19 protein-coding genes are annotated in these 26,525 nt (G+C 68.3%); 13 read left to right on the forward strand and 6 right to left on the reverse strand.

Annotation, left to right across the window (positions count from 1 at the left end; genetic code table 11):
• Nucleotides 1–10: 10 nt before the first annotated feature.
• From ABZ345_RS28530 to ABZ345_RS28545, 4 genes are all read left to right on the forward strand, one after another.
• Nucleotides 11–1,129, forward strand: a complete 1,119-nt coding sequence (locus ABZ345_RS28530; RefSeq protein ID WP_359855085.1) for a Glu/Leu/Phe/Val dehydrogenase dimerization domain-containing protein — start codon at nucleotides 11–13, stop codon at nucleotides 1,127–1,129.
• A gap of 158 nt (nucleotides 1,130–1,287) precedes the next feature.
• Entirely contained in the window at nucleotides 1,288–2,466 is a 1,179-nt protein-coding gene (locus ABZ345_RS28535; protein ID WP_359855088.1) for a CoA transferase, read from the forward strand.
• Nucleotide 2,467: 1 nt separating this feature from the next.
• The gene (locus ABZ345_RS28540) at nucleotides 2,468–3,628 is read left to right on the forward strand and encodes an acyl-CoA dehydrogenase family protein (RefSeq protein WP_359855091.1); all 1,161 of its coding nucleotides are present in this window, start codon (nucleotides 2,468–2,470) and stop codon (nucleotides 3,626–3,628) included.
• Nucleotides 3,629–3,665: 37 nt separating this feature from the next.
• Entirely contained in the window at nucleotides 3,666–4,274 is a 609-nt protein-coding gene (locus tag ABZ345_RS28545; RefSeq protein WP_359855094.1) for a TetR/AcrR family transcriptional regulator, read from the forward strand.
• On the opposite strand, the gene ABZ345_RS28550 is transcribed toward ABZ345_RS28545, so the two are convergent.
• The 4 genes from ABZ345_RS28550 to ABZ345_RS28565 are packed head-to-tail and all read right to left on the reverse strand — an operon-like array spanning nucleotide 4,261 to nucleotide 7,100.
• The gene (locus ABZ345_RS28550) at nucleotides 4,261–4,962 is read right to left on the reverse strand and encodes a peptidylprolyl isomerase (protein WP_359855096.1); all 702 of its coding nucleotides are present in this window, start codon (nucleotides 4,960–4,962) and stop codon (nucleotides 4,261–4,263) included. The two genes, ABZ345_RS28545 and ABZ345_RS28550, sit on opposite strands and share 14 nt — an antisense overlap.
• Nucleotides 4,963–5,013: 51 nt before the next feature.
• Entirely contained in the window at nucleotides 5,014–5,343 is a 330-nt protein-coding gene (locus ABZ345_RS28555) for a lipoprotein (protein ID WP_359855099.1), read from the reverse strand.
• Nucleotides 5,344–5,403: 60 nt separating this feature from the next.
• Nucleotides 5,404–6,030, reverse strand: a complete 627-nt coding sequence (locus tag ABZ345_RS28560) for a response regulator transcription factor (protein WP_359855102.1) — start codon at nucleotides 6,028–6,030, stop codon at nucleotides 5,404–5,406.
• Nucleotides 6,027–7,100: a histidine kinase gene (locus ABZ345_RS28565; RefSeq protein ID WP_359855103.1), complete on the reverse strand. Its 1,074-nt coding sequence runs from the start codon at nucleotides 7,098–7,100 to the stop codon at nucleotides 6,027–6,029. The genes ABZ345_RS28560 and ABZ345_RS28565 overlap by 4 nt, the downstream gene beginning before the upstream one ends.
• Nucleotides 7,101–7,209: 109 nt before the next feature.
• On the opposite strand from ABZ345_RS28565, the gene ABZ345_RS28570 reads away from it, so the two are divergent.
• From ABZ345_RS28570 to ABZ345_RS28590, 5 genes are all read left to right on the forward strand, one after another.
• Entirely contained in the window at nucleotides 7,210–7,893 is a 684-nt protein-coding gene (locus tag ABZ345_RS28570) for an ABC transporter ATP-binding protein (protein WP_359855106.1), read from the forward strand.
• Entirely contained in the window at nucleotides 7,890–9,662 is a 1,773-nt protein-coding gene (locus ABZ345_RS28575) for an FtsX-like permease family protein (RefSeq protein WP_359855109.1), read from the forward strand. The genes ABZ345_RS28570 and ABZ345_RS28575 overlap by 4 nt, the downstream gene beginning before the upstream one ends.
• Before the next feature lie 54 nt (nucleotides 9,663–9,716).
• Nucleotides 9,717–9,908: an antitoxin gene (locus ABZ345_RS28580; protein WP_359855112.1), complete on the forward strand. Its 192-nt coding sequence runs from the start codon at nucleotides 9,717–9,719 to the stop codon at nucleotides 9,906–9,908.
• A gap of 104 nt (nucleotides 9,909–10,012) precedes the next feature.
• Nucleotides 10,013–11,593 (forward strand): discoidin domain-containing protein, encoded by a 1,581-nt coding sequence (locus tag ABZ345_RS28585; RefSeq protein ID WP_359855115.1) that lies wholly within the window; start codon nucleotides 10,013–10,015, stop codon nucleotides 11,591–11,593.
• 75 nt (nucleotides 11,594–11,668) lie between these two features.
• Nucleotides 11,669–13,684: an NACHT domain-containing protein gene (locus ABZ345_RS28590; protein WP_359855118.1), complete on the forward strand. Its 2,016-nt coding sequence runs from the start codon at nucleotides 11,669–11,671 to the stop codon at nucleotides 13,682–13,684.
• Nucleotides 13,685–14,949: 1,265 nt separating this feature from the next.
• Here the strand turns inward: ABZ345_RS28590 and recQ are convergent.
• Nucleotides 14,950–16,947 carry a DNA helicase RecQ gene (recQ, locus tag ABZ345_RS28595; protein ID WP_359855120.1) on the reverse strand — a complete coding sequence of 666 codons (1,998 nt, stop codon included), beginning with the start codon at nucleotides 16,945–16,947 and terminating at the stop codon, nucleotides 14,950–14,952.
• A gap of 39 nt (nucleotides 16,948–16,986) precedes the next feature.
• Nucleotides 16,987–18,837: a Xaa-Pro dipeptidyl-peptidase gene (locus ABZ345_RS28600; protein WP_359855123.1), complete on the reverse strand. Its 1,851-nt coding sequence runs from the start codon at nucleotides 18,835–18,837 to the stop codon at nucleotides 16,987–16,989.
• Between the two features lie 101 nt (nucleotides 18,838–18,938).
• On the opposite strand from ABZ345_RS28600, the gene ABZ345_RS28605 reads away from it, so the two are divergent.
• The 4 genes from ABZ345_RS28605 (at nucleotide 18,939) to ABZ345_RS28620 (ending at nucleotide 26,391) form a co-directional block, all read left to right on the forward strand.
• A complete protein-coding gene (locus ABZ345_RS28605) occupies nucleotides 18,939–19,877 on the forward strand; it encodes a maleylacetate reductase (protein ID WP_359855126.1) in 939 nt (312 codons plus the stop codon).
• A 91-nt stretch (nucleotides 19,878–19,968) separates the two neighbouring features.
• Nucleotides 19,969–21,267 carry an alpha/beta hydrolase-fold protein gene (locus tag ABZ345_RS28610; protein ID WP_359855129.1) on the forward strand — a complete coding sequence of 433 codons (1,299 nt, stop codon included), beginning with the start codon at nucleotides 19,969–19,971 and terminating at the stop codon, nucleotides 21,265–21,267.
• Nucleotides 21,264–23,717 carry a rhomboid family intramembrane serine protease gene (locus ABZ345_RS28615; protein WP_359855132.1) on the forward strand — a complete coding sequence of 818 codons (2,454 nt, stop codon included), beginning with the start codon at nucleotides 21,264–21,266 and terminating at the stop codon, nucleotides 23,715–23,717. The genes ABZ345_RS28610 and ABZ345_RS28615 overlap by 4 nt, the downstream gene beginning before the upstream one ends.
• Nucleotides 23,718–24,153: 436 nt before the next feature.
• A complete protein-coding gene (locus ABZ345_RS28620) occupies nucleotides 24,154–26,391 on the forward strand; it encodes a LuxR C-terminal-related transcriptional regulator (RefSeq protein WP_359855135.1) in 2,238 nt (745 codons plus the stop codon).
• Nucleotides 26,392–26,525 lie beyond the last annotated feature (134 nt).

Below are 26,525 nucleotides of genomic sequence, written 5' to 3' on the forward strand. Positions count from 1 at the left end.
GGGAATGCTGATGGACGTTCTCCAGCTCATGGACGAGTGGGGGCCTGAGAAGGTCGTCTGCGTGTCCGACCGGCGCACCGGCATGAAGGGTGTGCTCGTCATCGACAACACCGCGCGCGGCATGGGCAAGGGCGGCACGCGGATGAGCCCCGGCGTGACCGTCGCGGAGATCGCCCGGCTCGCGCGCGTGATGACGTGGAAGTGGGCGGGGGTCGACCTGTTCTTCGGCGGGGCGAAGGCGGGGATCGTGTTCGATCCTTCCTCTCCCGGCAAGGAAGCGGCGCTGCGGGCGTTCGCGCGCAAGCTCTCCAACGAGGTGCCGCGCGAGTACGTGCTCGGCCTCGACATGGGCCTGACCGAACGGGACGCCGCGATCGTCCAAGATGAACTGTCGGACCGCGGCGCTATGATGGGCGCACCGGCTCAACTCGGCGGTCTTCCGTACGACGAGCTGGGCGTCACCGGGTTCGGCGTGGCCGAGGTGGCGGACGAACTGGTCGCGTTGCGCGGCAAGCGTGTCGCGATCCAGGGCTTCGGCGCGGTCGGCGCTGCCGCAGCTCGGCGGTTCGCCGAGCTGGGTGCTGTCGTCGTTGCGGTGTCGTCGGTGCACGGCGCGTTGGTGGATCCCAACGGCCTGGATGTGGCACGGCTGCTGGACTTGCGGGCGTCGTCCGGTGATCTCGCGATCAAGGAGTACGGCCCGGTGCAGGCGCTGGGTGCCGAACTCCGGGCGTCGTGCGACGTGCTGGTGCCGGCCGCGATGCAGGACGTGATCGACGCGGATCTGGCGGGCGAGCTCGACACCACCCTGGTGGTCGAGGGCGCGAACCTGCCGACTTCCGTTGCGGCGCAGGAGGTCCTGGCCGCTCGTGGCATCACGGTCGTGCCGGACTTCATCGCGAACGCCGGCGGCGTGGTCGCGGCGGCGTTCGGGATGGACGCGCGGTACTCGCCGTTCCCGGTGAATCCCGCGACGGTGCTGGACGCGGTGTCGGTCAAGCTGCGGGCGAACGCGGTCCAGATCATCGCGGAGGCACGGGATCGGGGTACCACAACGCATGTGGCCGCGCGCGAACTGGCGCAGGAACGCGTGCTGGCAGCGATGAAGCTGCGGGGGCGGGTCGCATGAGCACGCCCGAGGGTGCCGCGAGCGCGCCCAACGATGCCGCGGACGCGACGGCACACGACGCCGTCCCGGCCGTTGCCGAACCGACGGCGGGTCGCGCAAGCTCGTCCGACAGTGCCCTGAGCGAGGTTTCGCGCGACACGGAACCTGCAGTTGCCGAGATGACTGCCGGTCGCACGAACCCGCTCGACGACGCCACGGACGCCGCGGCACACAACGCGGACCCAGCAGGTGCTGAACCGGCTGCGGGTCGCGCGAGTTCGCTCGACGGTGTCGTGATCGCGGACTTCAGCCGTGTGCTGGCCGCTCCGTACGCGACGATGATGCTGGGCGACCTCGGCGCCGAGGTCGTCAAGGTCGAGCAGCCGGGCCGTGGCGACGAGACCCGCACGTGGGGTCCGCCGCACTTCGAGGACGAGGCGACGTACTTCCTGTCGGTCAACAGGAACAAGAGGTCCGTGCAGATCGACCTGTCCACCGAGGCGGGCCGGGAGCAGGCGCGCGAGCTCATCGCGCGGGCGGACGTGGTGGTCGAGAACTTCAAGCCGGGCACCATGAAGAAGTTCGGGCTGGACTACGAGTCGTTGGGGCGTGACGACCTCGTCTACTGCTCGATCTCGGGGTTCGGTTCGGGCAAGGGCGCGGACCTGCCCGGCTACGACCTGCTCGTGCAGGCCGTGGGCGGGTTGATGAGCGTGACCGGGCCCGGTCCGTACGAGCCGGTGAAGACCGGGGTGGCGCTGGTCGACGTGCTGACCGGGTTGCACGCGTGCGTCGGCATCCTGGCGGCGTTGCGGCACCGGGAGGCGACCGGGCAGGGGCAACTGGTCGAGCTGGACCTGCTGTCTGTGTTGTTGTCCAGCATGGTCAACCAGAGCGCGGGCTTCACGCTCGCGGGCTCGGTGCCGAAGCCCATGGGCAACCGGCATCCCTCGATCGCGCCGTACGAGGTGTTCCCGACGGCCGACCAGCCGATCGTGCTAGCGGTGGGCAACGACAGGCAGTTCCGCCGGCTGTGCTCGGTGCTGGACGTGCCCGAGCTGGCCACCGACGAGCGGTTCGTGACGAACGCGGACCGGGTCGAGCACGTCGACGAGCTCTTCGAGATCCTCCAGGCGCGGCTGCGGACGCGTCCGGCGCAGCACTGGTTCGAGACCCTGACACCGCTCGGTGTCCCGTGCGGTCCGGTGAACGACATCGCGCACGCGTTCGCGCTCGCCGAGTCGCTGGACCTCGGCCCCACCGCGACGATCGACGACATGACGCTCGTCGCGAACCCCATCCGCCTGTCGCGCACGCCGGTCACCTACCGGCTGCGCCCGCCGAAGCTGGAGCAGTGAAGTGCAGGACCCGTTGCAGTTGCTGGACATCCCGTCGTTGCTGAGCGACGAGGAGCGCGACATCCAGGCCACCGTCGCGGCGTACCTGACCGACCACGTGCGGCCGCACGTCGCTACCTGGTTCGAGGAAGGCATCCTGCCGCGCGAGCTGGCGCGGGAACTCGGCAAGCTCGGGGTGCTGGGCATGCACCTCGATGGGTACGGGTGCGCGGGCACGTCGGCGCTGGCGTACGGGCTCGCGTGCCTGGAGCTGGAGGCCGTGGACAGCGGGATCCGCAGCTTCGTGTCCGTGCAGGGCTCGCTGTCGATGTACTCGATCTGGAAGTACGGGTCGGAGGAGCAGAAGCAGGAGTGGCTCCCGCGGCTGGCCGCCGGTGAGGCGATCGGCTGCTTCGGGCTGACCGAACCGGACTTCGGCTCGAACCCGTCGGGGATGCGCACGCGGGCCGTCCGGGACGGGGCGGACTGGGTGCTGAACGGCACCAAGATGTGGATCACCAATGGCGGCCTGGCCGATGTCGCGACCGTGTGGGCGCAGACCGAGGAGGGAATTCGGGGATTCCTCGTTCCCCGCGGCACACCCGGATTCGAGACGCAGGACATCAAGCACAAGTTGTCGATGCGAGCGTCCGTCACTTCCGAGCTCATTTTGAAGGACGTGCGGCTCCCGGAAAGCGCGCGACTGCCTCTCGCGACCTCCCTTCGCGCTCCCCTTTCGTGCCTGAACGAGGCCCGCTTCGGGATCGTGTTCGGCGCTGTGGGTGCCGCGCGGGATTCGTTGCAGGCGGCGCTGGACTACTCCGGCACGCGCATCCAGTTCGACAAGCCGATCGCCGCGTTCCAGCTGACGCAACGGAAGCTCGCGAGCATGTCCGTGCAGGTCAACAACGCGATGCTGCTCGCGTTGCACCTCGCGAAGCTCAAGGAGGCCGGCACGTTGAAGCCCGAGCAGATCAGCATGGGCAAATACAACAACGTGGAGTCGGCCATCGCGATCGCACGGGAAAGCCGGACGATCCTCGGCGCGAATGGCATCTCGCTGGAGTACTCACCTTTGCGGCACGCCAACAATCTGGAGTCCGTCCTCACCTACGAGGGCACTTCCGACATCCATCTGCTATCCATCGGCCACGCGTTGACCGGAATCGCCTCTTTCCGCTGATCTCTCGCCCTATCCTGCACTCGCCGCCGTACGCGGGTTGGAGGATGCCCTGCCGGAAGAGACAAGCAGCCGCAGTGACGCGCGCCGCAACCGCAAACGGTTGCTGGACGCGGCCACGCACGTCCTGCGGGCTGAACCAGCAACGGCGACGATGCAGTCGATCGCACGCAAGGCCGCGCTCTCGCAGGCGACGGCGTATCGCCACTTCCCGTCCGTGGAAGCGCTCGTCAAGGCCTACCACGAGGACGTCATGGCGTCGTTGGCCGAGCACGGCGAACGGTCGCGCAAGGACGGCAAGGAGCTGTTCGAACACCAGGTCGCGCGCTGGGTGAAGATGCAGAACGTGCACGGTCCGGTGATCGTGCGGTTCTGGTCCCGGCGCGGGTTCCTGGAGCGCATGCAGTCGGCCGAGGCGATGACAACGTTGTCGTCGCAGGCGTGGAACCGGGCGTTGCTCGGGGTGCTGACCGAACTGGCGCTGCCGGACGCGCTGCTGTCGGTGGCGCAGTTCCTGCACCACGCGTTGTTCGACCCGAGAGAGATCATCGACCTGACGAAAACCGCCGGACTCCCTGACGAGCAGGTGGTCCGGCGGCTCTCGGATGCCTTCTACGGAGCGTTGCGGGGGTGGGTCAGCACACGGTGACGCGCCTGAGCTCCGACTTGATGTTGGGGCGACCGTCCAGCGGGTTCTCCCCGGCGATGCCACCGGCGGCGATCTTGTCGAGGGTCTTCAGGCCTTCCGGCAGGATCTCGCCGAACACCGTGTAGTTCGGGCGCAGGATCGAGTCGGACTGCACGAGGAAGAACTGGCTGCCGTTCGTGTCCGGTCCGGCGTTGGCCATCGCGAGCGTGCCGCGCGGGTAGATGCGGCGCAGTCCGGTCGGGTCGTTCGGCGCGGGCTTCAGGTCGGTCGGCAGCTCGTCCTTGTACTTGTAGCCGGGGCCGCCCTCGCCGGTGCTGGACGGGTCGCCGCACTGCAGCACCTTCAGCGTCGGGTACGCGGTGAGGCGGTGGCAGTCGGTCTTGTCGTAGAACCGGTGCTCCGCCAGGTGAACGAAGCTGTGCACCGTGCACGGCGCCTGGGAGCGGTCCAGGACCATGGGGATGTTCCCCTGGTTCGTCCGGATCTGGACGAACACCTTTCCCTTGGTGCGCCTGGGGTCCTTGGGCACGGGCACCGGACGGGCGGGAGGTTCGTCCGGCGTCTTCGTGATGCCGCAGTCGATCCTGGCCTGCGCGTCCTGGGCCTCGACCTGGGCCGAAGCGGTTCCAGTCGTGATGAGTCCGGCGGCCAGTGCCGCCACGGCCAGGCCAGCTGCGATTCGCCTCATGCGCGATTCCTAGTGGAGCCGACGGTGACCCGGCAAGGTTTAACCAATCACTCAGTTGTCGGTGGCTTCGGTGATCTCGTACTCACAGGCCGCTTCCTTGCCCGAGTTCGAGACCTCCTTCTCCTTCTCGACGCGGAGCTTGCAGATGACCTGGTTGTCCGACTTGACCTTCAGGGTGACCTTGCCGAGCGCGTTGGCGAGCATCGCGCGGTTCTTCACCGGCAGGTCAACGGTTTCGGACTGCGACGCGCCGCCGGGAACGACGAGCGTCATCTCGGCCTTGCCGGTGCCTTCGATGTCGTAGAACGCCTCGTAGGTGTAGCTCTTCTGGCCACAGGCAGCGAGCGCCAGCACGGGAATCAGCAGGAGGAGTTTCTTCATGGCTCGAATTCTGGTGATCGGCTCGCGCCGGCACTTCTGTCTGCGGATGGGTTGTGGGTCCTACTTTTGGCCGACCAGCCGGGACTCCCACGCCCAGGCGGCGATCTCGACCCGGTTGCGCGCGTCCAATTTGGCCTGAACGCTCGCCAGGTGCGTCTTCACCGTGCCTATTGAGATGAACAGTTCCTGCGCGATCTCCGCATTCGTCCTGCCGATGGCGGCGAGCTTCACGACGTCGAGCTCGCGCGCGGAGAGGTTGTGCGGCTGTTGCTGCTCCGGCGCGTTCATGTGCTGCAACAACCTGACGGTGATCGACGGGCTAATGAGCGCGTCTCCCGTTACTGCCGCACGAACCGCTTCGATGAGCAGGTTGGGGCCCGCGTCCTTCAGCAGGAACCCGCACGCGCCGTTCTTGAGCGCTGTGTGCACGTACTCGTCGTGGTCGAACGTCGTGCACACAACCACGTGCACGTCGTTCGAGATCTGTTTGAGCGCTTCGAGTCCGTCCATGCGGGGCATGCGGATGTCCATCAACGCGACGTCCGGCTTGGTGCGGCGTGCCTCCGCCACGGCTTCCACGCCGTCCTGAGCCTCCGCCACCACTTCGATGTCCGGCTCGGCTCCCAGAATCATGCCGAAGCCCGTGCGCACCATCGCCTGGTCGTCCGCGACGAGAACCCTGATCACGCAGTCGCCTTTCCTGTCGGGAGTGCGGCGTCGACGACCCAGCCGCCGTCGATGCCGGGACCCGCCTTGATCCTGCCACCGAGCGACTGGACGCGTTCGGTGAGTCCGATGAGGCCGAAACCGTTGCCCTGCCTCGCGGGCTTGCCGTCGTTGGCGATCCGGACGGTGACCCAGTCGGGTGAAGTCTGGATCTGGACGTCCACTTTGGTCGCTTCGTGGGCGTGTTTGCGGATGTTGGTCAACGACTCCATGACCACGCGGTGCACGGAGCTGGCTATCTCCAGCGGCAGTTCGCCGGTGTCGCCGTGGATTTCGAGGGTTGCTCGTGGTTCGGCCTCGACGAGGGGCTCGATGTCGACGATGCCCGCGACCGGTGCCACGGGGGCGTCGTCGCGGAGCATGCCGACCATGCGGCGCATCGCCGTCATGGCCTGGCCACCGGCCTCCTCGATGCGTTCGAGGGCCTGTCTGGCCTGCTCCGGGTTGCGTTCGACGATCCGGCTCGCGCCTTGGGCCAGCACGACCATGCCGGTGATGTGGTGGCCCACGAAGTCGTGCAGGTCTCTGGCGAACTCGGCCCGCTGCTCGGCCTGAACGGCCGCGACCTGCTTCTCGCGAGCGTTGCCCAGCAGGCGGAGATAGCCGACGAGAGCGAGCACGCTGGTGGCGACCACCAGCAGACCCATCATCAGGGTCAGCTCGGTGGGACCGAGCGGGTATCTCAGGGGCTGGGTGATCAGCGCGACCACGATCCAGCCGATCAGCGGTGCGTTCCACCACGACCGCGCGCGATGGGCGGTGACGGCCAGCACGCCGGTGAGCGCCAGGCCCTCGGCCAGCCCGAACTCCTTCTCCAGCGGGTTGACCAGGGTGAAGGTCAAGCACGCGGTGGCGGCCACCGCGGCCACCGCCCGGTGGGGACGCAGCCAGGCGAGCGCGGGCAGAAGAACGCACGCCAACGCGGCCCACCCGGTCCACGGGTAGAGGCCGGGCGAGCGGAACAGACCGTAGTACCAGTCCACGAACGCGGCGGCGATCAGTGCAGCGACCGCGCCGTACCTCCAGAGCATGGCCATGACCCTAGGCAGTCCCGCGGGCCTCGCAGATCGGCCGAAAGACAGACCCCGGCCGTGCCGGAGAGGGAGGTTTGTACTCGTCATCTGCCGTTTTCTGGTTCTCGTGAACAACTACGCTTCCGCCGCGGTCGACCTCGTGAAGGTGTACGGCTCCGGCGACACCGCGGTTCGAGCACTCGACGGGGTGACGGTCGGGTTCCGGCCCGCGGCCTTCAGCGCGATCATGGGGCCGTCCGGTTCCGGCAAGTCGACCCTGATGCACTGCCTGGCCGGGCTCGACACGGCCACGTCCGGCGCCGCACTGCTGGGCGGCAAGGACCTGACCCGGCTCTCGGACAACGCGCTGACGAAGGTGCGGCGGGACCGGATCGGGTTCGTATTCCAGGCCTTCAACCTGCTGCCGACGCTGACCGCCGAGCAGAACGTCCTGCTGCCGCTGAACCTGGCCGGGCGGCGGGTGGATCGCGCCTGGTTCGCTCAGCTCGTCGAACGGCTGGGGCTGTCGTCACGGCTGTCGCACCGCCCGTCGGAGATGTCCGGCGGGCAGCAGCAGCGCGTGGCATTGGCACGTGCGCTCGTCACGCGACCAGATGTGATCTTCGCCGATGAACCCACCGGCAACCTGGACTCGCGGACGTCCGCAGACGTGCTGAACATGCTGCGTCAGTCCGTGCGGGAGTTCGGGCAGACGATCGTGATGGTCACGCACGACGACAGGGCTGCCTCGTACGCCGACCACGTCGTGCGGATGGCGGACGGCCGAGGCGTGCAGGCGGTGGCGGCATGAGGAGGTTCCTGCCCGTCCTGTCGATCACGATCGCGGCGTTCTTCGCCTACTCGACCGTGCTCGCCAAGGACATCACCGAACGCTCGCTCGCCGTGAAGGCCGCCAAACTGGTCGAGGTGTTCGCGTTGCTCGGTGCGTTCGTCACGGTCGCGATGATCGTGGCCGCGCTGGTGTCCACGTCGACGTTCCGGATCGCGTTCGCGCAACGGATGCGTGAGCTGGCGTTGTTGCGGGCTGTGGGGGCTTCCCGGGGCCGTCTGGCGCGGGGTCTGGTCGTCGAGGGCGCCACGACAGGTCTGCTCGCCTCGGTGGCCGGCGTGGCGCTGGCGGCCGGGGCCGGGCAGCTCGCGCCGCTGGCCGGTCTGCCGGCGCCCGGATTTCCGCTGACGCCCGCGCTGGTCGTGGTCGCGGGGTCGTTCGTGCTGACGACACTGGCCGTGCTGGCGCCCGCGTGGTCCGCGGCCAAGGTGTCACCGCTGGAAGCCCTGCGCACCTCCGCCACGCAGGACACCAGGAGCCGGATCGGCCTGCCGCGCTGGTTGCTCGGCGTCACGATGGCCATCGGCGCGGTGCTGCTGCTGGTCGACGTCGCCGTCGAAGGACTCGCTACCGACAGGCGGCCTGCCGGGATGACCGAGGACCTGCTGTTCAAGACGACCATCAGCGGAACGCTCGCGTTCCTCGCGCTGATCACCCTGGGGCCCGCGTTGATCTCGCCGGTGCTTCGGCTCGCCGGGATTCCGTTGCGGCGCAGCACCATCGGCTCGCTCGCCGTCAGCGGGGTCGGTGGCGCACCTCGCCGGGCGGCCTCGGTCACCGCGATCGTCGCGCTCGGCGTGAGCCTGATCATCGCGACCATCACCGGCGCGAACACGTTGCAGGGGCTCGGAAAGGCCGAGATGGCGGGGGCGTACCCGGCCGATCTGGAGATCACCGGGCCGGTCGACGTGAAGCAGCTGGAGAACGCCGGGCTCACCGGCGTGCTCCCCTACCGTCGCGCCGAGGTCCAGGTCGGCCGGTTGACCATGGAGGCGACCGACCTCGACCTGAGCAGGCTGAGGAACCTCGCGGACTTCCAGTTCGAGAGCGGGTCGATCGAGGACATGGGTCCAGGAAAGATCATCCTCTCCACCTACACCGCGCACTCGCTCGAACTGTCAGCAGGTGCGCGGGTTCTCGTCAACGGCAAGCCGACGACCGTTGCGGCCGTTGTGTTCGGAGGGGTTCCACTTGGGAGCGCACTGGTGCACAGGTCCGATGTAGAGGGACCCGTTGCGGGTGTACTGGCAAACGGTGACAAGGCGCGCGTGCCTGCCGGTGTGGAGTTCGAGTCACTGGCGGACCTTCGCGCTGCCAAGGAGAACTGGTTCACCACATTGGTTGCCGTTGCGCTCGGCCTGCTGTTCCTCACGATTCTGATCGCCGTCGTGGGTGTAGGCTCGACCACGGCGTTGTCGGTGGTCGAACGAACCCGCGAGTCCGGGTTGTTGCGCGCGATCGGCTTGACCCGCAAGGAACTGGGCCGCATGGTCACGGCCGAGGCCGGGTTGTACGGGGTGATCGGCGCGTTGATCGGCCTCGCTGTCGGCATTCCCTACGCATGGCTCGCGATCGTCTCCCTCGGCGTGGACTGGCCCCTGCAGGTTCCGGTCGTGGCGGTCGGTCTTGTCGTGCTGGCTCTGGCCGCACTCACAGCAGGTGCGGGGCTGCTGCCTGCCCGTCGCGCGGCGCGGGTGAGCCCGGTCGCGGCACTTCACTCCATCCAGTGACGTGTGCCGCGGGCCAGACCGGGTACCCGAACTACATCGGGAGGTGATGCAGTCATGGGCTTGGACGAACTGAAGGACAAGGCCAAGGACCTGATCGGCCAGCACGGCGACAAGGTGGACGAAGGTGTCGAGCGCGCGGGCCAGTTCGCCGACGAGAAGACCGGCGGAAAGCACAGCGAGCACATCGACAAGGGCGAGGACAAGCTCAAGGAAGGGCTCCGGAATTTCGGCGGCCAGCAACAGTGATCGCACGGAACCGGTACCGCGAAAAGTGATGCCCGCTCACCGTTGACAAGCCTGCCACCATCATCCGTGGGAGCGCTCTCACGCGCTCGTTCGGAGGGTTGGCAATGAGGCTCACTCGACAACGGACATCCATCGCTCTGGCAGCGGCCGGCGTGCTCACCGCGAGTGCGCTGGTCGCTGTCGCCCAGCAGACCAACGCCGCGCTTCCACCACCCCCTGCCGGGTGGACGCAGGTGTTCGGCGACGACTTCACCGGACCGCAGAACTCCCTGCCCAACACGGGAAACTGGCGTTTCTCCCTCGGTCACGGCTATCCGGGCGGACCGGGGAACTGGGGCACCGGCGAGATCGCGGCGCACACGAACAACCCCGCCAACGTCTCGCTCGACGGCGGTGGAAATCTGCGCATCACGCCGCGACGTGACGGCGCGGGCAACTGGACGTCGGCCCGCATCGAGACCAACGCGCAGAACTTCAAGGCACCGGCCGGCGGGATCATGCGGATGGAAGCGCGGATCCAGATGCCGAACGTCACCGGCGCGGGCGCTCTCGGGTACTGGCCGGCGTTCTGGGCGCTGGGCTCGCCGTACCGCGGGAACTGGTGGAACTGGCCCGGAGTGGGCGAGTTCGACATCATGGAGAACGTCAACGGCGTCGACCGCGTGTGGGGGGTGCTGCACTGCGGAGTCGCACCCCGCGGGCCGTGCAACGAGAAGGACGGCATCGCGAACAGCCGCCCCTGCCCGAACGGATCGTGCCAGAGCGGGTTCCACACGTACCGCTTCGAGTGGGACGCGTCGGTCTCGCCGCAGCAGTTCCGGTGGTACGTGGACAACCAGCTGTTCCACCAGGTCAACCAGAACCAGCTGCCCGCGGACACCTGGAACCAGATGACCGGGCACGCGGGGTACTTCATCATCCTGAACGTCGCGATCGGCGGCGAGTTCCCCGACAACTACTCCGGCACCCGCACACCGGGTCCGGGGATCGTGCCGGGTGTTCCGATGGTCATCGACTACGTGGGTGTGTGGACGCGGGGAACCGGCGGCGGGCCCACGACCACCACCACGCCTCCGCCGACGTGCGGCCCGCTCGTCTCGCAGGGCAGGCCCACCTCCGCGTCCAGTGTGGAGAGCGGGAACCAGGCGGCGGCATTCGCGGTCGACGGGAATCCATCGACGCGCTGGTCGTCCGCCCACAACGAGCCCAACTGGTGGCAGGTCGATCTCGGGTCGTCGCGCGCCCTGTCGCGTGTGCGGATCAACTGGGAGGCCGCGTACGGCCGGGCGTACTCGATCCAGCTGTCCGACAACGGCAGTACGTGGCGTGAGGCCTACTCCACGTTCTCCGGCGCGGGTGGCGTCGAGGACATCGGCATCTCCGGCAGCGCACGGTATGTGAGGTTCAACGGAACGAGCCGGGCGACGCCCTACGGATTCTCGTTCTGGGAGTTCGAGGTGTTCGGCGCATGCGGCAGCACCACGACCTCCACCGGTGCCTCGACGACCACCACAACGACGCAACCTCCGGGTGGCGGGACATACCCAGCGTGGGCGCCTGGGACTGCTTATGCGGTTGGTTCGCGTGTGAGTTACGCCGAATTGGACTATCAGTGCCTGCAGGCGCACACGTCGATCACGTCCTGGGAACCGCCGAACGCGGCATCCCTCTGGCAACGCCTCTGAGTCACTTCCGCGATCCCGGCGACCCGGTTACCGTCGTTCGCCGGGATCGCGGAGGTGACAGTGGATCCGAGCGGGGTGACGAGAGCTGCACGGCTGACCGCTTTAGCCGCGTTGTGCCTGGTCACCGTTGTTTTGCTGCTTCCGGCGGCCATCAGTGTGAGCACCGGTGGGGCCGTGCCGGCGTTCCTCGGCGACTTCGGGCGGTGGCTGTGGCCGGCCGTGGGCGTGATGGTGCTGGTCGCGATCGGTCTTGCGGTCTGGGAACGTGTGCGCGGTCACGAGACCAGCAACCGCACCGCGACCCTGAGCCGCGTCGAGTCGCGGGTGAAGGCGTTGCTCGCTTCGTCGCTGGCCGCGCAGACCCAGATCAAGCTCGGCGTGCTGCGCCAGCCGCAGCTCTCGGTGCGCGTCGAGGGCGAGGAAGTCTCGTCTTCGGACCTGGAAGCCGTCTACGACCGCCTCGGCCACACCATGGTCCTCGTGGGACCGGTCGGCAGCGGGCGCTCGACGTTGTTGCGCGAGCTGTGCCTGGTGCTGGTCGAGCGTGCGCGCAACGACCCGGAAGCACCGATTCCCGTTGTCGTGGACTTGGCGACGTGGCGCGCGTACGGCACGCGCAAGCCGACCGAGTTCACCGCGTGGCTGCTGCGCGAGATGAACCGCCGCTACGGCATCAGCCGCTCGGCGGGCACGATCTGGCTGCGCCGCGAGCGGGTGGCCGTGCTCATCGACGGTCTCGACGAGGTGCCGCACATCGACCGGGCGCACTGCGAGTCCGAGCTCGCGCCGTTCGCGTCCGTCGTGTGCTCGACCAAGCCGATCGAGAACCTGCCGTCCGTGTACGTCGAACCGTTGTCGCGCGGGCAGGTGCTCGAGTACATCGCTTCGGTCAGCCCTCGTCTCGACAGCCTGGAATCAGCACTGACGCCGGAGATCTGGGAGCGGCTGGACTCGCCGCTCGCGCTGAACCTGGTGGCACTGACGCACCTTGATCGTCCGGTCGACGCGATCGGCACGGACTTCGTCGGCTCGTTCGTGGTGGAACGACTGTCCGCCCAACGCGCCGCGGGCCCGACCATCCGCGCGTTGAAGTTCCTCGCACGACTGGGGCGGCCGGACCTCGGTGCGCCCGTGCACATGCCTCACCGTCGTGCGTGGATCCCACTGCTGCCGACGCGCCCGTTGTGGTTGTTGTTCGTGCGCGCGGTACCGGCCGCATATGCCGGTGGTGTGTGCGCTGTGGCGTTTCTGACGGGGCTGCAGCTCGGATTGTGGTCCGCATTGGTGTTCGTGGGCGCGGCTTCATTGTTGCTCGTACTGGTGAACAAACTGCCGCGCGTCTTCCACCCACCCGGACGCGCGCACGGCATCATCACCGCGGCGCTGGGATTCCTGGCCGGTGCGTTCGCCGGTTTGCTCGTCGGCCTAGTCGGATTGTGGCTCGGCGGCATTGGTACGCCGTGGCCGTACGCCGTGACGTATGTCTTCGTTGTCGTGGCGGCCTTTTTCCTGGCGCTGGGATTCGTGCCGGGTGACGCGCCCATACCGTGGGCCGTGCTGATCGCGGCCGCGCCAGGCGTGTCGATGATCTGGACCGGTCCGTATCTCGTGCTGGCCGGCATGGGAGTCGGGTTCTCGGCAGGCGTGGCGGGCGGCGTGTTCGCTGCTGCGGTGGGACGCGTGTGGCGCACGGTGCGCCCGGGACAACAGGACCGCATGCGGCTGGGACGTCCGTGGTGGGTGCAGCCGGCCGTTCCGGTACTCGGATTGGTCGGTGCGCTGGGCAGCCTCGGCAACTTTGGATCTTGGGGCACCGCACTGGGTGTGGCATTGGGGTTGTTGGTGACCCCCACCGCCGCGCGCGACTACGTCTGGCCGTTCGACGCGCTGGGCGAGGTAGCCGCCGAGGGGCTCACGCGTCCGCTGTCGCTGGGCGAGTTGTCGTTCCGGCGCAAGGCTTTGCTGCATCTCGCCCAGGACCGGCTGCTGCTCACCCGCGTCGACGGCGAGTACCGCTTCGCCCACGTCGCGCTGCGGGACCATCTGGCGTCCTGTGATCCAACCGCGCTGGTTCGAGCCACGCGCCGTTGAACCTTCCCGATCTGCGGGCCGTAGGCCTGACAGAAAGGTCGGGTGTTGAACATGCGCTGGTCGAAGGGCTGGATCGCGGGCGCCGGGGTGTTCTCGGTCGTCGCGGCCGTCGGGGGTGCGGCCCTCGCCCTTGCCGGATCTGGAGCTCCTGAGTCGCAGTCGGGGGTGGCGGGCAAGGAGGTGTGCTCGGGGCAGCCTCTGCGTCTGGTCGAGGATGCCGGTCCGGCCGGGGTGTTGTCGGATCAGTTACCGGTCGGGACTTCTTTGCGGGTCACGAACCTCGCCAATGGACGGGCCGCTACTGTTGTGGTGGCCGGGGTTTCACCTGGGTGCGCTCAGCTGAACACCGCCGCGTTCGATTTGCTGCAGTCGCCGGATGCCGGGCGGGGTGGGGCGGAAAGCGTTCTCCGGCGGGTTCGGGTGGAGATCGTGGGGAATGCTCCTGCGCCGCTGCGGTCTACTTCCAGTCAGCTTTCCAGTCAGTCTTCTACTCGGCCTTCCACGCCTCGGGTTCGGGCTTCCGGGGTGGTGGGGCCGGTGGTTTGTGACGGGGCGACTGTCGGGTTGTCCGCCGTGGGTGGGGCGCCTGGAGCGTTTTCGTCGTCGTTGCCTGTGGGGACTTCGGTTCGGGTCACCAATTTGGACAACGGGAAGCAGGCCACGTTTCGGATTGTCGGGGTGGGGTCGGCTTGTGTGGTGTTGAACAGTGCGGCTTTTGAGGTGGTTGGGGAGTCGGGGAAGAACCTGATCAAGAGGGCTCAGATTGAGAAGGTGATCTGAGGGCTTGGTGGGTGGGGCGGGTCGGCTTGTCAGGGTGGGGCGCGTTCCTGGGGCGGGCGGGTCGGCTTGCGTCGGCGGGCCATTTGGGGTGGGCGGGTCGGCTTGGGTGCGCTGGTCGCGTTCCAGCGGAGGGGTCGCCGATGCGGGGTGGTCGCCTTCCAGCGTGGGTGCGCGGGCAGTGACGAGCGTTGGTTGCGTCATCGCCGCTTCGCGACGATTGCGATTGGGGCTTGACTTCGGGGCCCTTGCGAGGCGCTCATCGGCCTTGAAAAGCCGGGCATAGAAGCGCCCGGCCGATCCTCGACGCTAGCACCTCGCACCCAAAGTCAAGCCCCAATCGCCTGCGTGCGTGGGCGCGCTGGCACCGAACGCGTCAGTCATCACCGCTACCCGGCGCGCGCGGTTCGGACTGCTCGCTTCGCATCGCCACGCTGCGGGCTCGCCACCGGCTTCGCGGGCGGTTTGGTGGCGGGTGGGCTGTGGGGTTACCAGTCCATTGGCTCGTCTGGTTCTTCCGGGGTTGGCCACTCGCCTTCGTCTGTGGTGCTGGAGCCCCAGGCTGCGCCGCCTTGAGGGGTGGATTTGGGCCTGGGCTTGGGTTTGGGGGCTTCTTCGGCGGGTGCGGATGTGGGTGCGGCGGGGGCGGCGCCGGAGACGACTTCCAGGATTTGGTCGCCGTATTTGGTCAGCTTTGCTTGGCCTACGCCGCTTACCGCGCCCAGGGCGGACAGGGAGGTGGGGCGGGAGGCCGCGATGGCTTTGAGGGTGGCGTCGTGGAAGATCACGTAGGCCGGGACGGACTGTTCGCGGGCCTGGTGGGCTCGCCATTCGCGCAGGGTTTCGAAGAGTGGGGCAGCCTCTGCTGGGAGGTCCACCTTTGGCTTCGGGGTGCCCGACGAGGTGGCCGTTCGGGTTGTGGAGCGGGTTGGGGTCGGGTCCTTGCGGAGGTGGACCTCGCGTTTGCGGCTCAGGACTTCGGAGCTCGACGGAGTCAGGACGAGGGTGGAGTACTCGCCTTCCACGGCCAGGAGGCCTTGGGCCAGGAGTTGGCGGACTACGCCTCGCCACTCGCTCTCGTTGAGGTCTTCGCCCTTGCCGAAGGTGCTGAGCTGGTCGTGGTCGAACTGGATCACCTTGGCGGTCTTGCGGCCCAGGAGGATGTCGATGGTCTGGCCCGCGCCGAACTTCTGGCCTCGTTCGTTGCGCAGGCGCCAGACGGTCGACAGGACTTTCTGGGCCGCGACCGTGCCGTCCCAGGACTCCGGTGGGGTCAGGCAGGTGTCGCAGTTGTTGCAGGGGACGCCGGACTGGCCGAAGTAGTCGAGGAGCCTGGTGCGGCGGCACGTGATGGTTTCGCAGAGGGCGAGCATCGCGTCGAGGTGGGTTTGTGAGCGGCGGCGGAAGGCCAGGTCGCCTTCGGACGACTCGATCATCTTGCGCTGTTGGACGACGTCGCTGAGGCCGTAGGCGAGCCAGGCGGTGGACGGGAGGCCGTCGCGGCCCGCTCGGCCCGTTTCCTGGTAGTAGCCCTCGACCGACTTCGGGAGGTCCAGGTGCGCCACGAAGCGGACGTCCGGTTTGTCGATGCCCATGCCGAAGGCGATGGTGGCGACCATGATCAGGCCGTCCTCGCGCAGGAAGCGGGCCTGGTTGCGCTGACGGGTCTGGGCGTCGAGGCCCGCGTGGTACGGCAGCGCGTTGATGCCGTTGGCCACCAGGAACTCGGCGGTCTTCTCGACGGAGGCGCGGGAGAGGCAGTAGACGATGCCGGCGTCGCCGTTGTGCTCGGCGCGGAGCAGGTCGAGGAGCTGTTTGCGGGGTTCTTTCTTCGGAACGATGCGGTACTGGATGTTCGGGCGGTCGAAGCTCGAGACGAACTGGCGGCCCTCGGTCAGCTCGAGGCGCGTGAGGATTTCCTGGCGCGTGGCGTCGGTCGCGGTGGCCGTGAGGGCGATGCGCGGGACCTTGGGCCAGCGCTCGTGCAGGTGGGCCAGGGACAGGTAGTCCGGGCGGAAGTCGTGGCCCCACTGGGAGACGCAGTGCGCCTCGTCGATCGCGAACAGGGCGATGTCGCCCTGGTCGAGCAGACGGAGGGTGGCCTCGGACGTCAGGCGTTCCGGGGCCAGGTAGAGCAGGTCGAGCTCGCCGTTCACGAACTCGGCCTCGACCATGCGGCGCTCGTCCCAGGACAGGGAGGAGTTCAGGAAGCCCGCGCGCACGCCGAGGGCGCGCAGGGCGTCGACCTGGTCCTGCATCAGGGCGATGAGCGGCGAGATCACCACGCCGGTGCCCGGACGGACCAGGGCCGGGACCTGGTAGCACAACGACTTGCCGCCACCGGTCGGCATCAGCACGAGCGCGTCGCCGCCCGCGATGACGTGCTCGACGATGTCGGCCTGGTCGCCGCGGAACTCGGGGTACCCGAAGACGCGCTGCAGGACTTGCAGCGCGTCTTCGGTAACGACACCGTCGGTTGAACCCATGCCGCCGATGCTAGCGAGCCGCACCGACAGTCCTGGCCGCTAGCCCAGCACGCCCTTCACACCTGCGGAAACACTGGTGGCGATCATCGGATCAGCGGACGCCGACGGCAGCGAGCCGCGCAACGGGACGCGCACCGAGGTGTCCGCCAGGTCGACGGTCAAGCGGGGCAGCTGGCTCGGGCGCACGATCGCGCTCGAGTCGGTTCCGCCGATCAGCAGGCCCAGCCGGTGTCCCGCGGGGATGACGTGGTCCGTTGTGGACAGTCGGAACGTCATGCGGTACTTGGTTCCCGGCGTGATCGTGCGCGGAGTGGAGAGCGACGCGTAGTTCGCGAGGTCTGCCCACCCGCGCGCGATGATCTGCGCGTCGACGTTGCCCGCCGTCGCTTCCGTGTTCTTGTAACAGGCGTCATCGCCCGTGCGGCTCTCGCCCCAGCACGACTCCGTGGTCAGCGTCCGGATGCCTTCACCGGTCCGCACCCGAGCCGGGCCGTAGTCGATGAGGTACGCCGTCAGGTGCGCGGTCGGCGTCGACGACGACACACCCACCGTGATCGACGACGTGCCTGCTACGCGCAGGTCCGACGCCAACGCCGCCGTCGAGTAGACCACCCGGCCGGTGTTCGAGCCGGAGAGCCAACTGGAAGGTGTGGCGCTGCCGTTGTCGGTGAACGCGGCCGTACCGGTGCCGGCCGCCGTGCCGAGCCCCGAAGAAGAGGGGCGCAGAACGGTGCTGACGGTTCCGGCGGGTGGCCACGCCTGGTCGTCCTCCCACTGGTCCGGCGCGCGCTCTGCGGACACCTGAGGCTCGTTCTCGATGCCGTTCGGCACGTTCAGCAGCCAGCGGTCGAACCACCGGTGCAACGTCGAGACCCACTCAGCGCGCCGGAAGTCGAACGGATCGACGTGCGCGGTCTGCGAGAACCAGAGCTTCTTCGGCACCGATGCGGGCACCGCGTCCCAGAACTGGCCGTACTGCAGCGTCTTGACGTTGAGGTCGTTCTGCCCGTGGATGGCGAAGATCGACGCCTTCACGCGTGAGGCGTTGCGCACGAAGTCACGTGCCTGCCACATCGCCGTGTAGTCGCCGTTGGACGGAGAACCGTTCGTCATCTGCGTGCGCACGGCACCACACCGTGAGCGCGCGTTGGAGTTCTCGAACTGCGAGCCCAGCCCGGTCGGCGAGCTGTAGCCGGGATACGCGACGCCGTCCGAGCGGAACCAGTCGTACCAGGAGCTGATGCCCGCGATCGGTACGATGGTCTTCAGCCCGTCGATCCCGGTCGACGCCACACCGTTCGCGATCGAGCCGTCCCACGACTTGCCGATCATGCCGACGGCGCCGGTCGACCAGGAAGCGGTCTTCGTCGTCGTGCCGGTCTGGGTCGAGTAGCCGGTGCGACGGCCGTTGAGCCAGTCGATCACGGCGGTGCCGGACGCGATCTCCGACTGGCCGCCGACGTCGACGCAGCCGCGGGACCGGTTCGTGCCGAGGAAGTCGACCAGCACGACGGCATAGCCGCGCGGCACGAAGTAGTTGTCGTAGAAGAGCGGGAACTTCACCGGCACGCCGGCGGTGTCGTAGGTCTTGACCTCGCCCTCGTTCCCGCGACCCGTGCTCTGGTAGTACGGGCTGGCCTCCATGATCACGGGCACGCGCCCGGTCGTGGAGGGTCTGATGATGTCCGCGGTCACCCGGTCGGGAGTGCCGTCGCCGTCCACGTCGAGGCCGGTGTCGACGTAGACGGTCTCTCGGACCGCGTCGGCCATCGAGTGGATCGGCGCGGACACGCCGCCGGACAGGGAAAACGCCGGTGTCGCCGCTGTGGCAGGGATTGGCGTCAGGGTCAGGGCCCCTGCTAACGCCACTACAACACGAACACGCTTCATGGAGATTCACGCTAAGGAGTGACAAAGTCACTCGTCAGAGCCAAAAGGCTTGATCCTCAGCGGTTGCGTCAACTACGCCCGGTGGCGAATATTCGACCTTCGTGAGCTTCACCTTCGAGCCAGCGCGCACCCGTGTCGTCTTCGGGCGCGGCACCGCTGCCTCCGTGCGCGCCGAAGCCGAGCGTCTTGGCGCGTCACGGGTCTTGCTGATCGCCCGGCACGGCGGTGACAAGGTGTCGGCGGAACTCGGTTCGCTGCTCGCCGCCCAGTTCACCGGCGCGACGATGCACACGCCGGTCGAGGTCACGGAGCGCGCGCTCGCGTTGTTGCGGGAGCACGGCGCGGACTGCGTGGTGTCGGTCGGCGGTGGATCGAGCACGGGATTGTCGAAGGCGCTTTCGGTGCGCGCGGGCGTGCCGCAGATCGTCATACCGACGACCTATGCGGGGTCGGAGGTCACGCCGGTGCTCGGCGAGACGGAGGGAGGGCTGAAGAAGACGCGGCGTGACGCGGCGGTCCAGCCGGACACGGTGATCTACGACGTCGACCTCACGCTGGACCTGCCGTTGGACGTCACGGTGACGAGCGCGCTCAACGCTCTCGCGCACGCCGTCACCGCGAGGGGCAACGAGAACCCGCTGATCGACGCCATCGCAACGAAGGCCATCGACGGCGTTTTGCACGCTTTGGCCGGAAATCCATCCACCGTGGACGCACGGACCGAGCTGCTGCACTCGGCCTGGCTCGCCGGGACCTGTCTCGCTAGTGTCCCCATGGGACTGCACCACAAGCTGGCACACGTTCTGGGTGGTTCGTTCGGTTTGCCGCATGCCGCGACACACACGGCGTTGCTCTCCCACACGGCGCCCGCCGATCTGGCTGAACGGATCCACGACACGGCCACCCGGTTCGGCGCGGCGACGTCACTGCGGGAACTGGGGATGGCGGAGTCCGATTTGTCCCGCGCCGCGGAAATCGCCGAGCACCCCGACGCGCTGCGGGTCCTGACCAACGCATGGCGCGACGCGCCAGGTGGCTGACGGGTTGTCATTCTTAAGGCTGATGTTCACACCTCTGAAACAAGACGATTCTCCGATGTGGACCTGAAGATTTGCTGATGAACTGTCACACATGCTCAGCCCCCTGGATCTGTCCCTGATACATGGGCCGATCCCTGCCGCCGCGACCGTTGCTGCCGCCCTTGCGTTGACATATCTCGCAATCAGGAAGAACCGGACCTGGTGGACCAGGGTTCTTCCCATCGTGCTGGCGGCGTGCGTGGTGGTCGTGCTCGGGCTGACCTTCGTGATCGACAACGTGTGGAAGCCCTGGCCGGAGCCGTTGCCGGTGATCTTGACGGTCTGGGCGGGCGCCGCTCTGACCGCGCTGGCACTGGCGGCCGCACGATTGCGCTCCGGGCGATGGTACGGCCGTGTGTTCGGCGTGCTGCTGGCACTGGGCGTCGCCACGAGCGCGGTGGTCGCCACGAACGCGCACTTCGGCCAGTACCCGTCCATGCGCGCGGTGCTGGACGTCTTCACGAACAACCAGGTCGAGCTCAACGAGGCGGCTCCTCCCCCGTCCGGCGTGGTCGAGGTGCCCGCGGGCAAGAAGCTCGCCGACGTCTGGAAGCGGCCGGACGACCTGCCGGACAAGGGCACGGTCTCCGAGGTGCCGATCCCCGGCGTGTTCCCCGCGCGTCCGGCGTGGGTCTACCTGCCGCCCGCCTATGCCACGACACCGCGCCCGAAGCTGCCGGTCATCGTGTTGCTGGCGGGTCAGCCCGGCCACCCGAAGCACTGGATCGACGGCGGGCGGGTCGTCGACAACCTGGACGCGTACGCGCGTGAGCACGACGGGCTCGCACCGATCGTCGTGGTGGCCGACCAACTCGGCGCGAACAACGCGAACCCGCTGTGCTTCGACTCCGCACTGGGCCAGTCCGAGTCATATCTGGCCCGCGACGTCCCCGCGTGGATCAAGCAACGCCTGACCGTCGACGAGCGCCGCGAGGCGTGGACGATCGCCGGCTTCTCCCAAGGCGCGACGTGCTCGGTGCAGCTCGCCGTGCGCGCGCCGGACGTCTACGGAAACTTCATCGCCCTCGCGCCCCAACGTGAGCCGACCCTCGGCACGCGACAGGACACCGTGAAGGCGGCATTCGGCGGCGACGAGGCTGCGTTCATCCGGGTCAACCCGATGGACATCCTTGCGCGCCAACGCTTCCCGCAGAGCGCGGGCGTCATCGTCTCAGGCCACGACGACGCCACTTACCGCCAGGCGGACGCCGAAGTGTTCGAGGCCTGCCGCAAGGCTGGAATGGACGTGCTGTGGAAAGAACTGCCGACCGGTCACGACTGGAACATGGCACGGGAGGGGCTCTTCGGGTCCCTGCCGTGGTTCATGCAGCGAACAGGGGTGGTCAGATGATCGCCCGGCTGTTCCGCACAGCACCGCTGACCTGCGTCTTCCTGATCGCTTTCTGGACTGTTGGGGCGTTGACCGGTGCGATCGGCGGCGCCAACGACGAGCTGCTCGCGCAGGTCGGGTTCGGCACCGACAGTCCGCTGTGGAGCGTGTTCAGCTCGGCGCTGTGGTCGATGGACCTGCTGGGCTATGTGGCGACCACGGTTCTGCTGCTGGTCGTCGGGCCGCTGGCCGAGCGGTCGTTCGGCAGCCTGCGCACGGCCGCGATCTTCCTCGCGTCGCACGTGATCGGCTCGTTCCTGGGGCTCGGGGTGGTGCTGCTCGGCCGGGACGTGCACTGGTCGTGGCTCGAGTCGCTGGTGGGCGAGGCCGCTGCGGGGCCGTCGATCGGCGGGGTGGGGCTGGCGCTCGCGCTGTCGTTCCGGATGCCCGCGCTGTGGAGGCGTCGCGTCCGCCTGTTGATGATCTTGTCGGTGCTGGTGCTCACGCTGTACTCAGGTTGGCTGGAAGATCTGCTCAGACTGTCCGGTGGCGTGGCCGGACTGGTGATCGGAGCGTTGTTCCTGAAGAGCGGGGCGGTGCACAAGCCGCGCACGTTCCAGGACACACGGGTGCTGGTGGCGCTGCTGCTCGCGGCGTCGGCGCTCGGGCCGGTGGTGGCGATGATGTCGCCGTCCCCCAACGGCCCGCTGTGGTGGTTCGCGGACGTCGTGGCGGTCGTGCAGCCGTCGCAGGAGGACGTCGACGCGATGTGCGGCTCGGACGCGGTCGAGCTGTGCCGGACGATGATGGTTCAGCTGTCGTACGGCAGGTTCCCCGCGCTCGTGATGTCGCTGCTGCCGGCGTTGCTGCTGCTCGTGCTGGCCGAAGGGCTGCGCCGCGGACGGCGGTTCGCGTGGTGGTCGGCGCTGGTGTTCAACGTGGCGTTCTCCGCGTTCATCGGGTGGTACGTCGTCGACGCCGCGCGGATTCCGGACATCGGCGCGGTGGAGGTCTTGTTCTCCTTCAGCGTCCCGATGCTGGCACCGCTCGCGATCACGGTCGTGTTGTTGTTGACGCGCAAGCACTTCGCTGTGCGTCTGCCTCGCCACGCCGTCAGGAAGTTCTGGCGGTTCACGGCGGGCAGCGTCGCGTTGCTGTCGGCCCTGTACGTCTTCGGCGGTTACCTCGTGCGCGACCAGTTCTCGCCGGAGCCCGGTTTCGCCGAGCTGCTCGCGGACCTGCCGACGCGGTTCCTGCCGCCGGGCTACCTGCTCGGCCTGGTGCCGCTGCAGTTCTCCGCCGAGGGGTTCGTCGGGACGCTGCTGTTCGAGTACACGGGCGTGGTGTTCTGGCTGATCGTGCTGGCCGGTCTGCTGATGGCGTCGTGGCGCTCGTGGCCGTCGTCGTGCGAGAAGGAAGCGACGCACGCTCGCGACCTGATGCGGCGCTACGGCGGTTCGTCGTTGTCGTACATGACGACGTGGCGCGGCAACCAGTACTGGTTCACGCCCGACGGCGAGAACGCCATCGCGTACCGCGTGGTGGCGACGATCGCGCTGACGGTCGGCGACCCGATCGGCCCGGCGCGGGTCGAGGCCGTGCGCGGATTTGCGGAATTCTGCGCCCGCAACGGGTGGACGCCGTGCCTGTACAGCGTGGGAACGGAGACGAAGGAGGCGGTCGGAGGTCTGGGGTGGTCGGCGGTGCAGGTCGCCGAGGACACCGTGATCGAACTGGACACGCTGGCGTTCACCGGCAAGAAGTGGCAGGACGTGCGCACGGCCCTGAACAAGGCCGCCAAGGCCGGCATCACGGCCGAGTGGTGCACGTACGGCGACGCGCCTTACGCGATCACCGACCAGATCCGGTCGATCTCGGCGGAGTGGGTGGCCGACAAGGGCCTGCCGGAGATGGGCTTCACGCTGGGCGGCCTGGAAGAGCTGACCGGCGACGGTGTCCGCTGTCTGCTGGCGGTCGACGGCGACCGCACGGTGCACGGGATCACGAGCTGGCTGCCGGTGTACCAGGACGGCGAGGTCGTCGGGTGGACGCTCGACTTCATGCGCCGCCGGGCGAACGGCTTCCGCGGCTCGATGGAGTTCCTGATCGCCTCTGCAGCACAACAACTTCAGACCGAGGGCGCCCGGTTCCTGAGCCTGTCGGGTGCACCACTGGCACGCCTGGACCGCGGTGAGCGACCCAGGGCGCTGCAACGCGTCCTCGACTTCACCGGGCAGGTGCTGGAGCCGGTGTACGGGTTCCGCTCGCTGTTCGCGTTCAAGGCGAAGTTCCAGCCGTCCTACCGCCCGATGTTCATGGCGTACCCGGACTCGGCGGCACTGCCCCGCATCGCGAACGCGGTGAGCCGGGCGTACCTGCCGCACCTCAACGCACGTCAGGGACTTCGCCTCGCGACCAAGATGATCATCCGGACGCGGGAACGCGCGACCACGCAAGGCCGGGCCCGCTAGCGCCGCGGCCGCTCGCTGAGCGGACGGGTGGGCGGATCCACACCGAGCCGGGATGCGACATGGTGCCGGCCCGCGTTCTGAACCGGGCCGGCTGTGAACGCACGACGCGGGCCGCTGGGGCTGCGGCCACTCGTTGCAGACGGGTGGGCGGATCCGCGCCGAGCCGGGACGCGACGCGGTGCCAGTCCGTGCCCTCAACCGGATCGGCAGTGAATGCACGACCACACAACGCTGGACCCGCTAGCGCCGCGGCCACTCACTGGACAGACGGCTGGGCGGATCCGCACCGGGCCGGGAGGCGGCGCGGTGCCGGGACGCGTGCTCGACCGGGCCGGCTGTGAGCGCGCGACCACACACGGTCGAAACCGCTAGGCCGAAAGGGTGGTGAGGTGATCCTCATCGTCACTGCCGACCGTCACTGAGCGAAGATGCGCCGATGACCGTGCGGGGCAATCTGCCTGCCCGAACCACGACGTTCATCGGCCGCCGGGCCGTGCTCGCCGAAACCGAGGCGCTCCTCGGCAAGGCCCGGCTGGTCACGCTGGTGGGTGCCGGCGGTGTGGGCAAGACGCGCATCGCCGTGGAGACCGGGCTGACCGTGGCACGGGCGGGGGTGTTCCAGCACGGGGTGTGGGTGGTGCCGCTCGCGGACCTCAAGGATCCGGCGTTGCTCGCGCGCACGGTCGCGGCCGAGCTGCGGATCGTCGACAACTCGCCGGACGCGGGGCTCGGACGGCTCGTGGAGTCGTTGTACGACAAGCATTTGATGCTCGTGCTGGACAACTGCGAGCACCTGCTGGAGCCGGTGCGGCATCTCGTGCACCACCTCTTGCGCAACTGCGAGGGGCTGACGATCCTCACGACGTCACGGGAGCAGCTCGGCGTCTACGGCGAGCACCTGCTGCGGGTGCCGCCGCTGGATGAGGACGCCGTGGAGCTGTTCCTGGAACGGGCGGAGGCGGCGGGGGCGTCGCTGACGGAGGTGGACCTGCCAGAGGTCGGGGCGCTGTGCCGGGCGCTGGACGGGTTGCCGCTCGCGATCGAACTGGCGGCCGCGCGGCTGGCCGAGATGTCGCTGACCGACGTGCTCGAGCAGCTGGACCGGCGGTTCGACCTGCTGGTCGGCGACACGCACGGGCCGGCGCACCACGTCACGCTGGAGCGGGCGTTCGAGTGGTCGGCTCGCCAGTGCACCGACGAGGAACGGCGGCTGTGGGCGACGCTGTCGGTGTTCCCGGCGGACTTCGATCGTGCCGCGGCGGAGGCGGTGGCGGGCGGGGACGTGCTGGAGTCGTTGTCGGCGCTGGTCCGCAAGTCGATCGTGGTGGCGACGACGAGCCCGGTCACGCGGCGCACGCGCTATCGGTTGCTGGACACCGTGTCGCAGTTCGGCGCTCGTCTGCTCACGGACGCTGACGAGCCGTTGCGGCGGCACGTGTTGCACTACAGCGCGTTCGTGGACGAGGCGGCCCGCTCGTGGTTCTCGCCGGATGAGGCGCTGTGGATGGCCCGGCTGCGGGAGGAGTGGCCGAACATCCGTGCCGCGGTCGGGTACGCGCTGGGGACTCCCGACCTGGCGGAGGCCGGGACCGTCATGGCGATGAACGTGCAGCGGAGCCGTTTCACGTCGTTCGCGGGCATGCTCGGCCAGGCGCGCGACCTGCTCGCGGTGGCGCGCAAGGTGATCACCGAGCCGGCGTTGCGATCGTCGTTGCTGGCGCACTGCGCGTACCTGGCGCAGACGCAGGGCGACATGGCGGCGGCGATCCCGTTGATGAACGAGGCACGCGCGTTGCCGCGGCAGCCGATGACAGACGTGCACCTGGTGTTCGTCGAGGCCACGCATCTCTTCTACGTGGACGGCTCACCGGACTGCGTGCCGTTGTACGCGCGCGTCGTCGAGCTGTGCCGTGAGTACGCACCGGCGGGAGACACGTACATCACCGAGCTGATGCACGCGATGGCCGTGTGTTTCCTGATGGACGCCGAGGCCGCGAACAAGGCCACGACCGGGCTGATCAGGCTGGCGGAGAGCAACGGCGTGGACTGGTCGCACGCCTGGGGACTGTGGCATCAGGCCCTCTACGAACTGCTGCACGGCGATTCGGCGCAGGTGCATCCGCTGGCCGTCGAAGCGTTGCGGATCCAGTTGGAGCTCGGTGACACCTGGGGTCCCGCGTACAGCCTGTGGCTGCTCGCCTGCACGTGCGCCGAGCTGGGTGCTCACGACCGTGCGGCACGGCTGCTGGGTGCGCTGCGTTCGCAGGAGCGCATCTCGCGGATCTCGTTCGCGAGCATGAGCCCGTTCCACAAGATGCTGGAACGCGCGGACCGGACCGTCCGCCGCGCGCTGGGCGACGACTACCAGGTGATCACGACGCTGGGCGCGGACCTGCGGCAGGAGCAGGCGATGGAGTTCGCGCTCGAGCCGGTGCCGGACTCCGAGCGGCGACCGGTGAAGGCGACGCTGCCGGGTGGACTGACCAAACAGGAGTTCACGATCGCCGGACTCGTGGCGGAAGGGCTCACGTCGAAGCAGATCGGGGCGAGGCTCTTCATCTCGCCGCGGACGGCGGACCGGCACGTGGTCAACATCCGCGCGAAGCTGGGCCTGCCGAACCGCGTGGCCCTGGCCGCCTGGCTCCGGTCGGCCACTGACACGGGCACCCGGTGAGCTGAGCCAACGCCCCGCGATCACTTCCCCCCGGATGATCACGGTCATCACCGTGGCCGACTCATCCCACCTGGGGTGCCCGTCCGACGCTGAGCTCGACGCCGGACCATCAATCTCACCCGCGCCCCCAAGTG

Origin of the sequence: Lentzea sp. NPDC005914, assembly GCF_040629405.1 — a bacterium.
Taxonomy (GTDB): Bacteria; Actinomycetota; Actinomycetes; order Mycobacteriales; family Pseudonocardiaceae; genus Lentzea.

Bases quoted from the DNA above. Each gene is read 5' to 3' on its own strand.
- ABZ345_RS28530 (WP_359855085.1), top strand. From the start codon at position 11: ATGGACGTTCTCCAGCTCATGGACGAGTGGGGGCCTGAGAAGGTCGTC.
- ABZ345_RS28535 (WP_359855088.1), top strand. From the start codon at position 1,288: ATGACTGCCGGTCGCACGAACCCGCTCGACGACGCCACGGACGCCGCG.
- ABZ345_RS28550 (WP_359855096.1), bottom strand. From the start codon at position 4,962: ATGAGGCGAATCGCAGCTGGCCTGGCCGTGGCGGCACTGGCCGCCGGA.
- ABZ345_RS28555 (WP_359855099.1), bottom strand. From the start codon at position 5,343: ATGAAGAAACTCCTCCTGCTGATTCCCGTGCTGGCGCTCGCTGCCTGT.
- ABZ345_RS28565 (WP_359855103.1), bottom strand. From the start codon at position 7,100: ATGCTCTGGAGGTACGGCGCGGTCGCTGCACTGATCGCCGCCGCGTTC.
- ABZ345_RS28575 (WP_359855109.1), top strand. From the start codon at position 7,890: ATGAGGAGGTTCCTGCCCGTCCTGTCGATCACGATCGCGGCGTTCTTC.
- ABZ345_RS28580 (WP_359855112.1), top strand. From the start codon at position 9,717: ATGGGCTTGGACGAACTGAAGGACAAGGCCAAGGACCTGATCGGCCAG.
- ABZ345_RS28585 (WP_359855115.1), top strand. From the start codon at position 10,013: ATGAGGCTCACTCGACAACGGACATCCATCGCTCTGGCAGCGGCCGGC.
- recQ (WP_359855120.1), bottom strand. From the start codon at position 16,947: ATGGGTTCAACCGACGGTGTCGTTACCGAAGACGCGCTGCAAGTCCTG.
- ABZ345_RS28600 (WP_359855123.1), bottom strand. From the start codon at position 18,837: ATGAAGCGTGTTCGTGTTGTAGTGGCGTTAGCAGGGGCCCTGACCCTG.
- ABZ345_RS28610 (WP_359855129.1), top strand. From the start codon at position 19,969: ATGCTCAGCCCCCTGGATCTGTCCCTGATACATGGGCCGATCCCTGCC.
- ABZ345_RS28615 (WP_359855132.1), top strand. From the start codon at position 21,264: ATGATCGCCCGGCTGTTCCGCACAGCACCGCTGACCTGCGTCTTCCTG.
- ABZ345_RS28620 (WP_359855135.1), top strand. From the start codon at position 24,154: ATGACCGTGCGGGGCAATCTGCCTGCCCGAACCACGACGTTCATCGGC.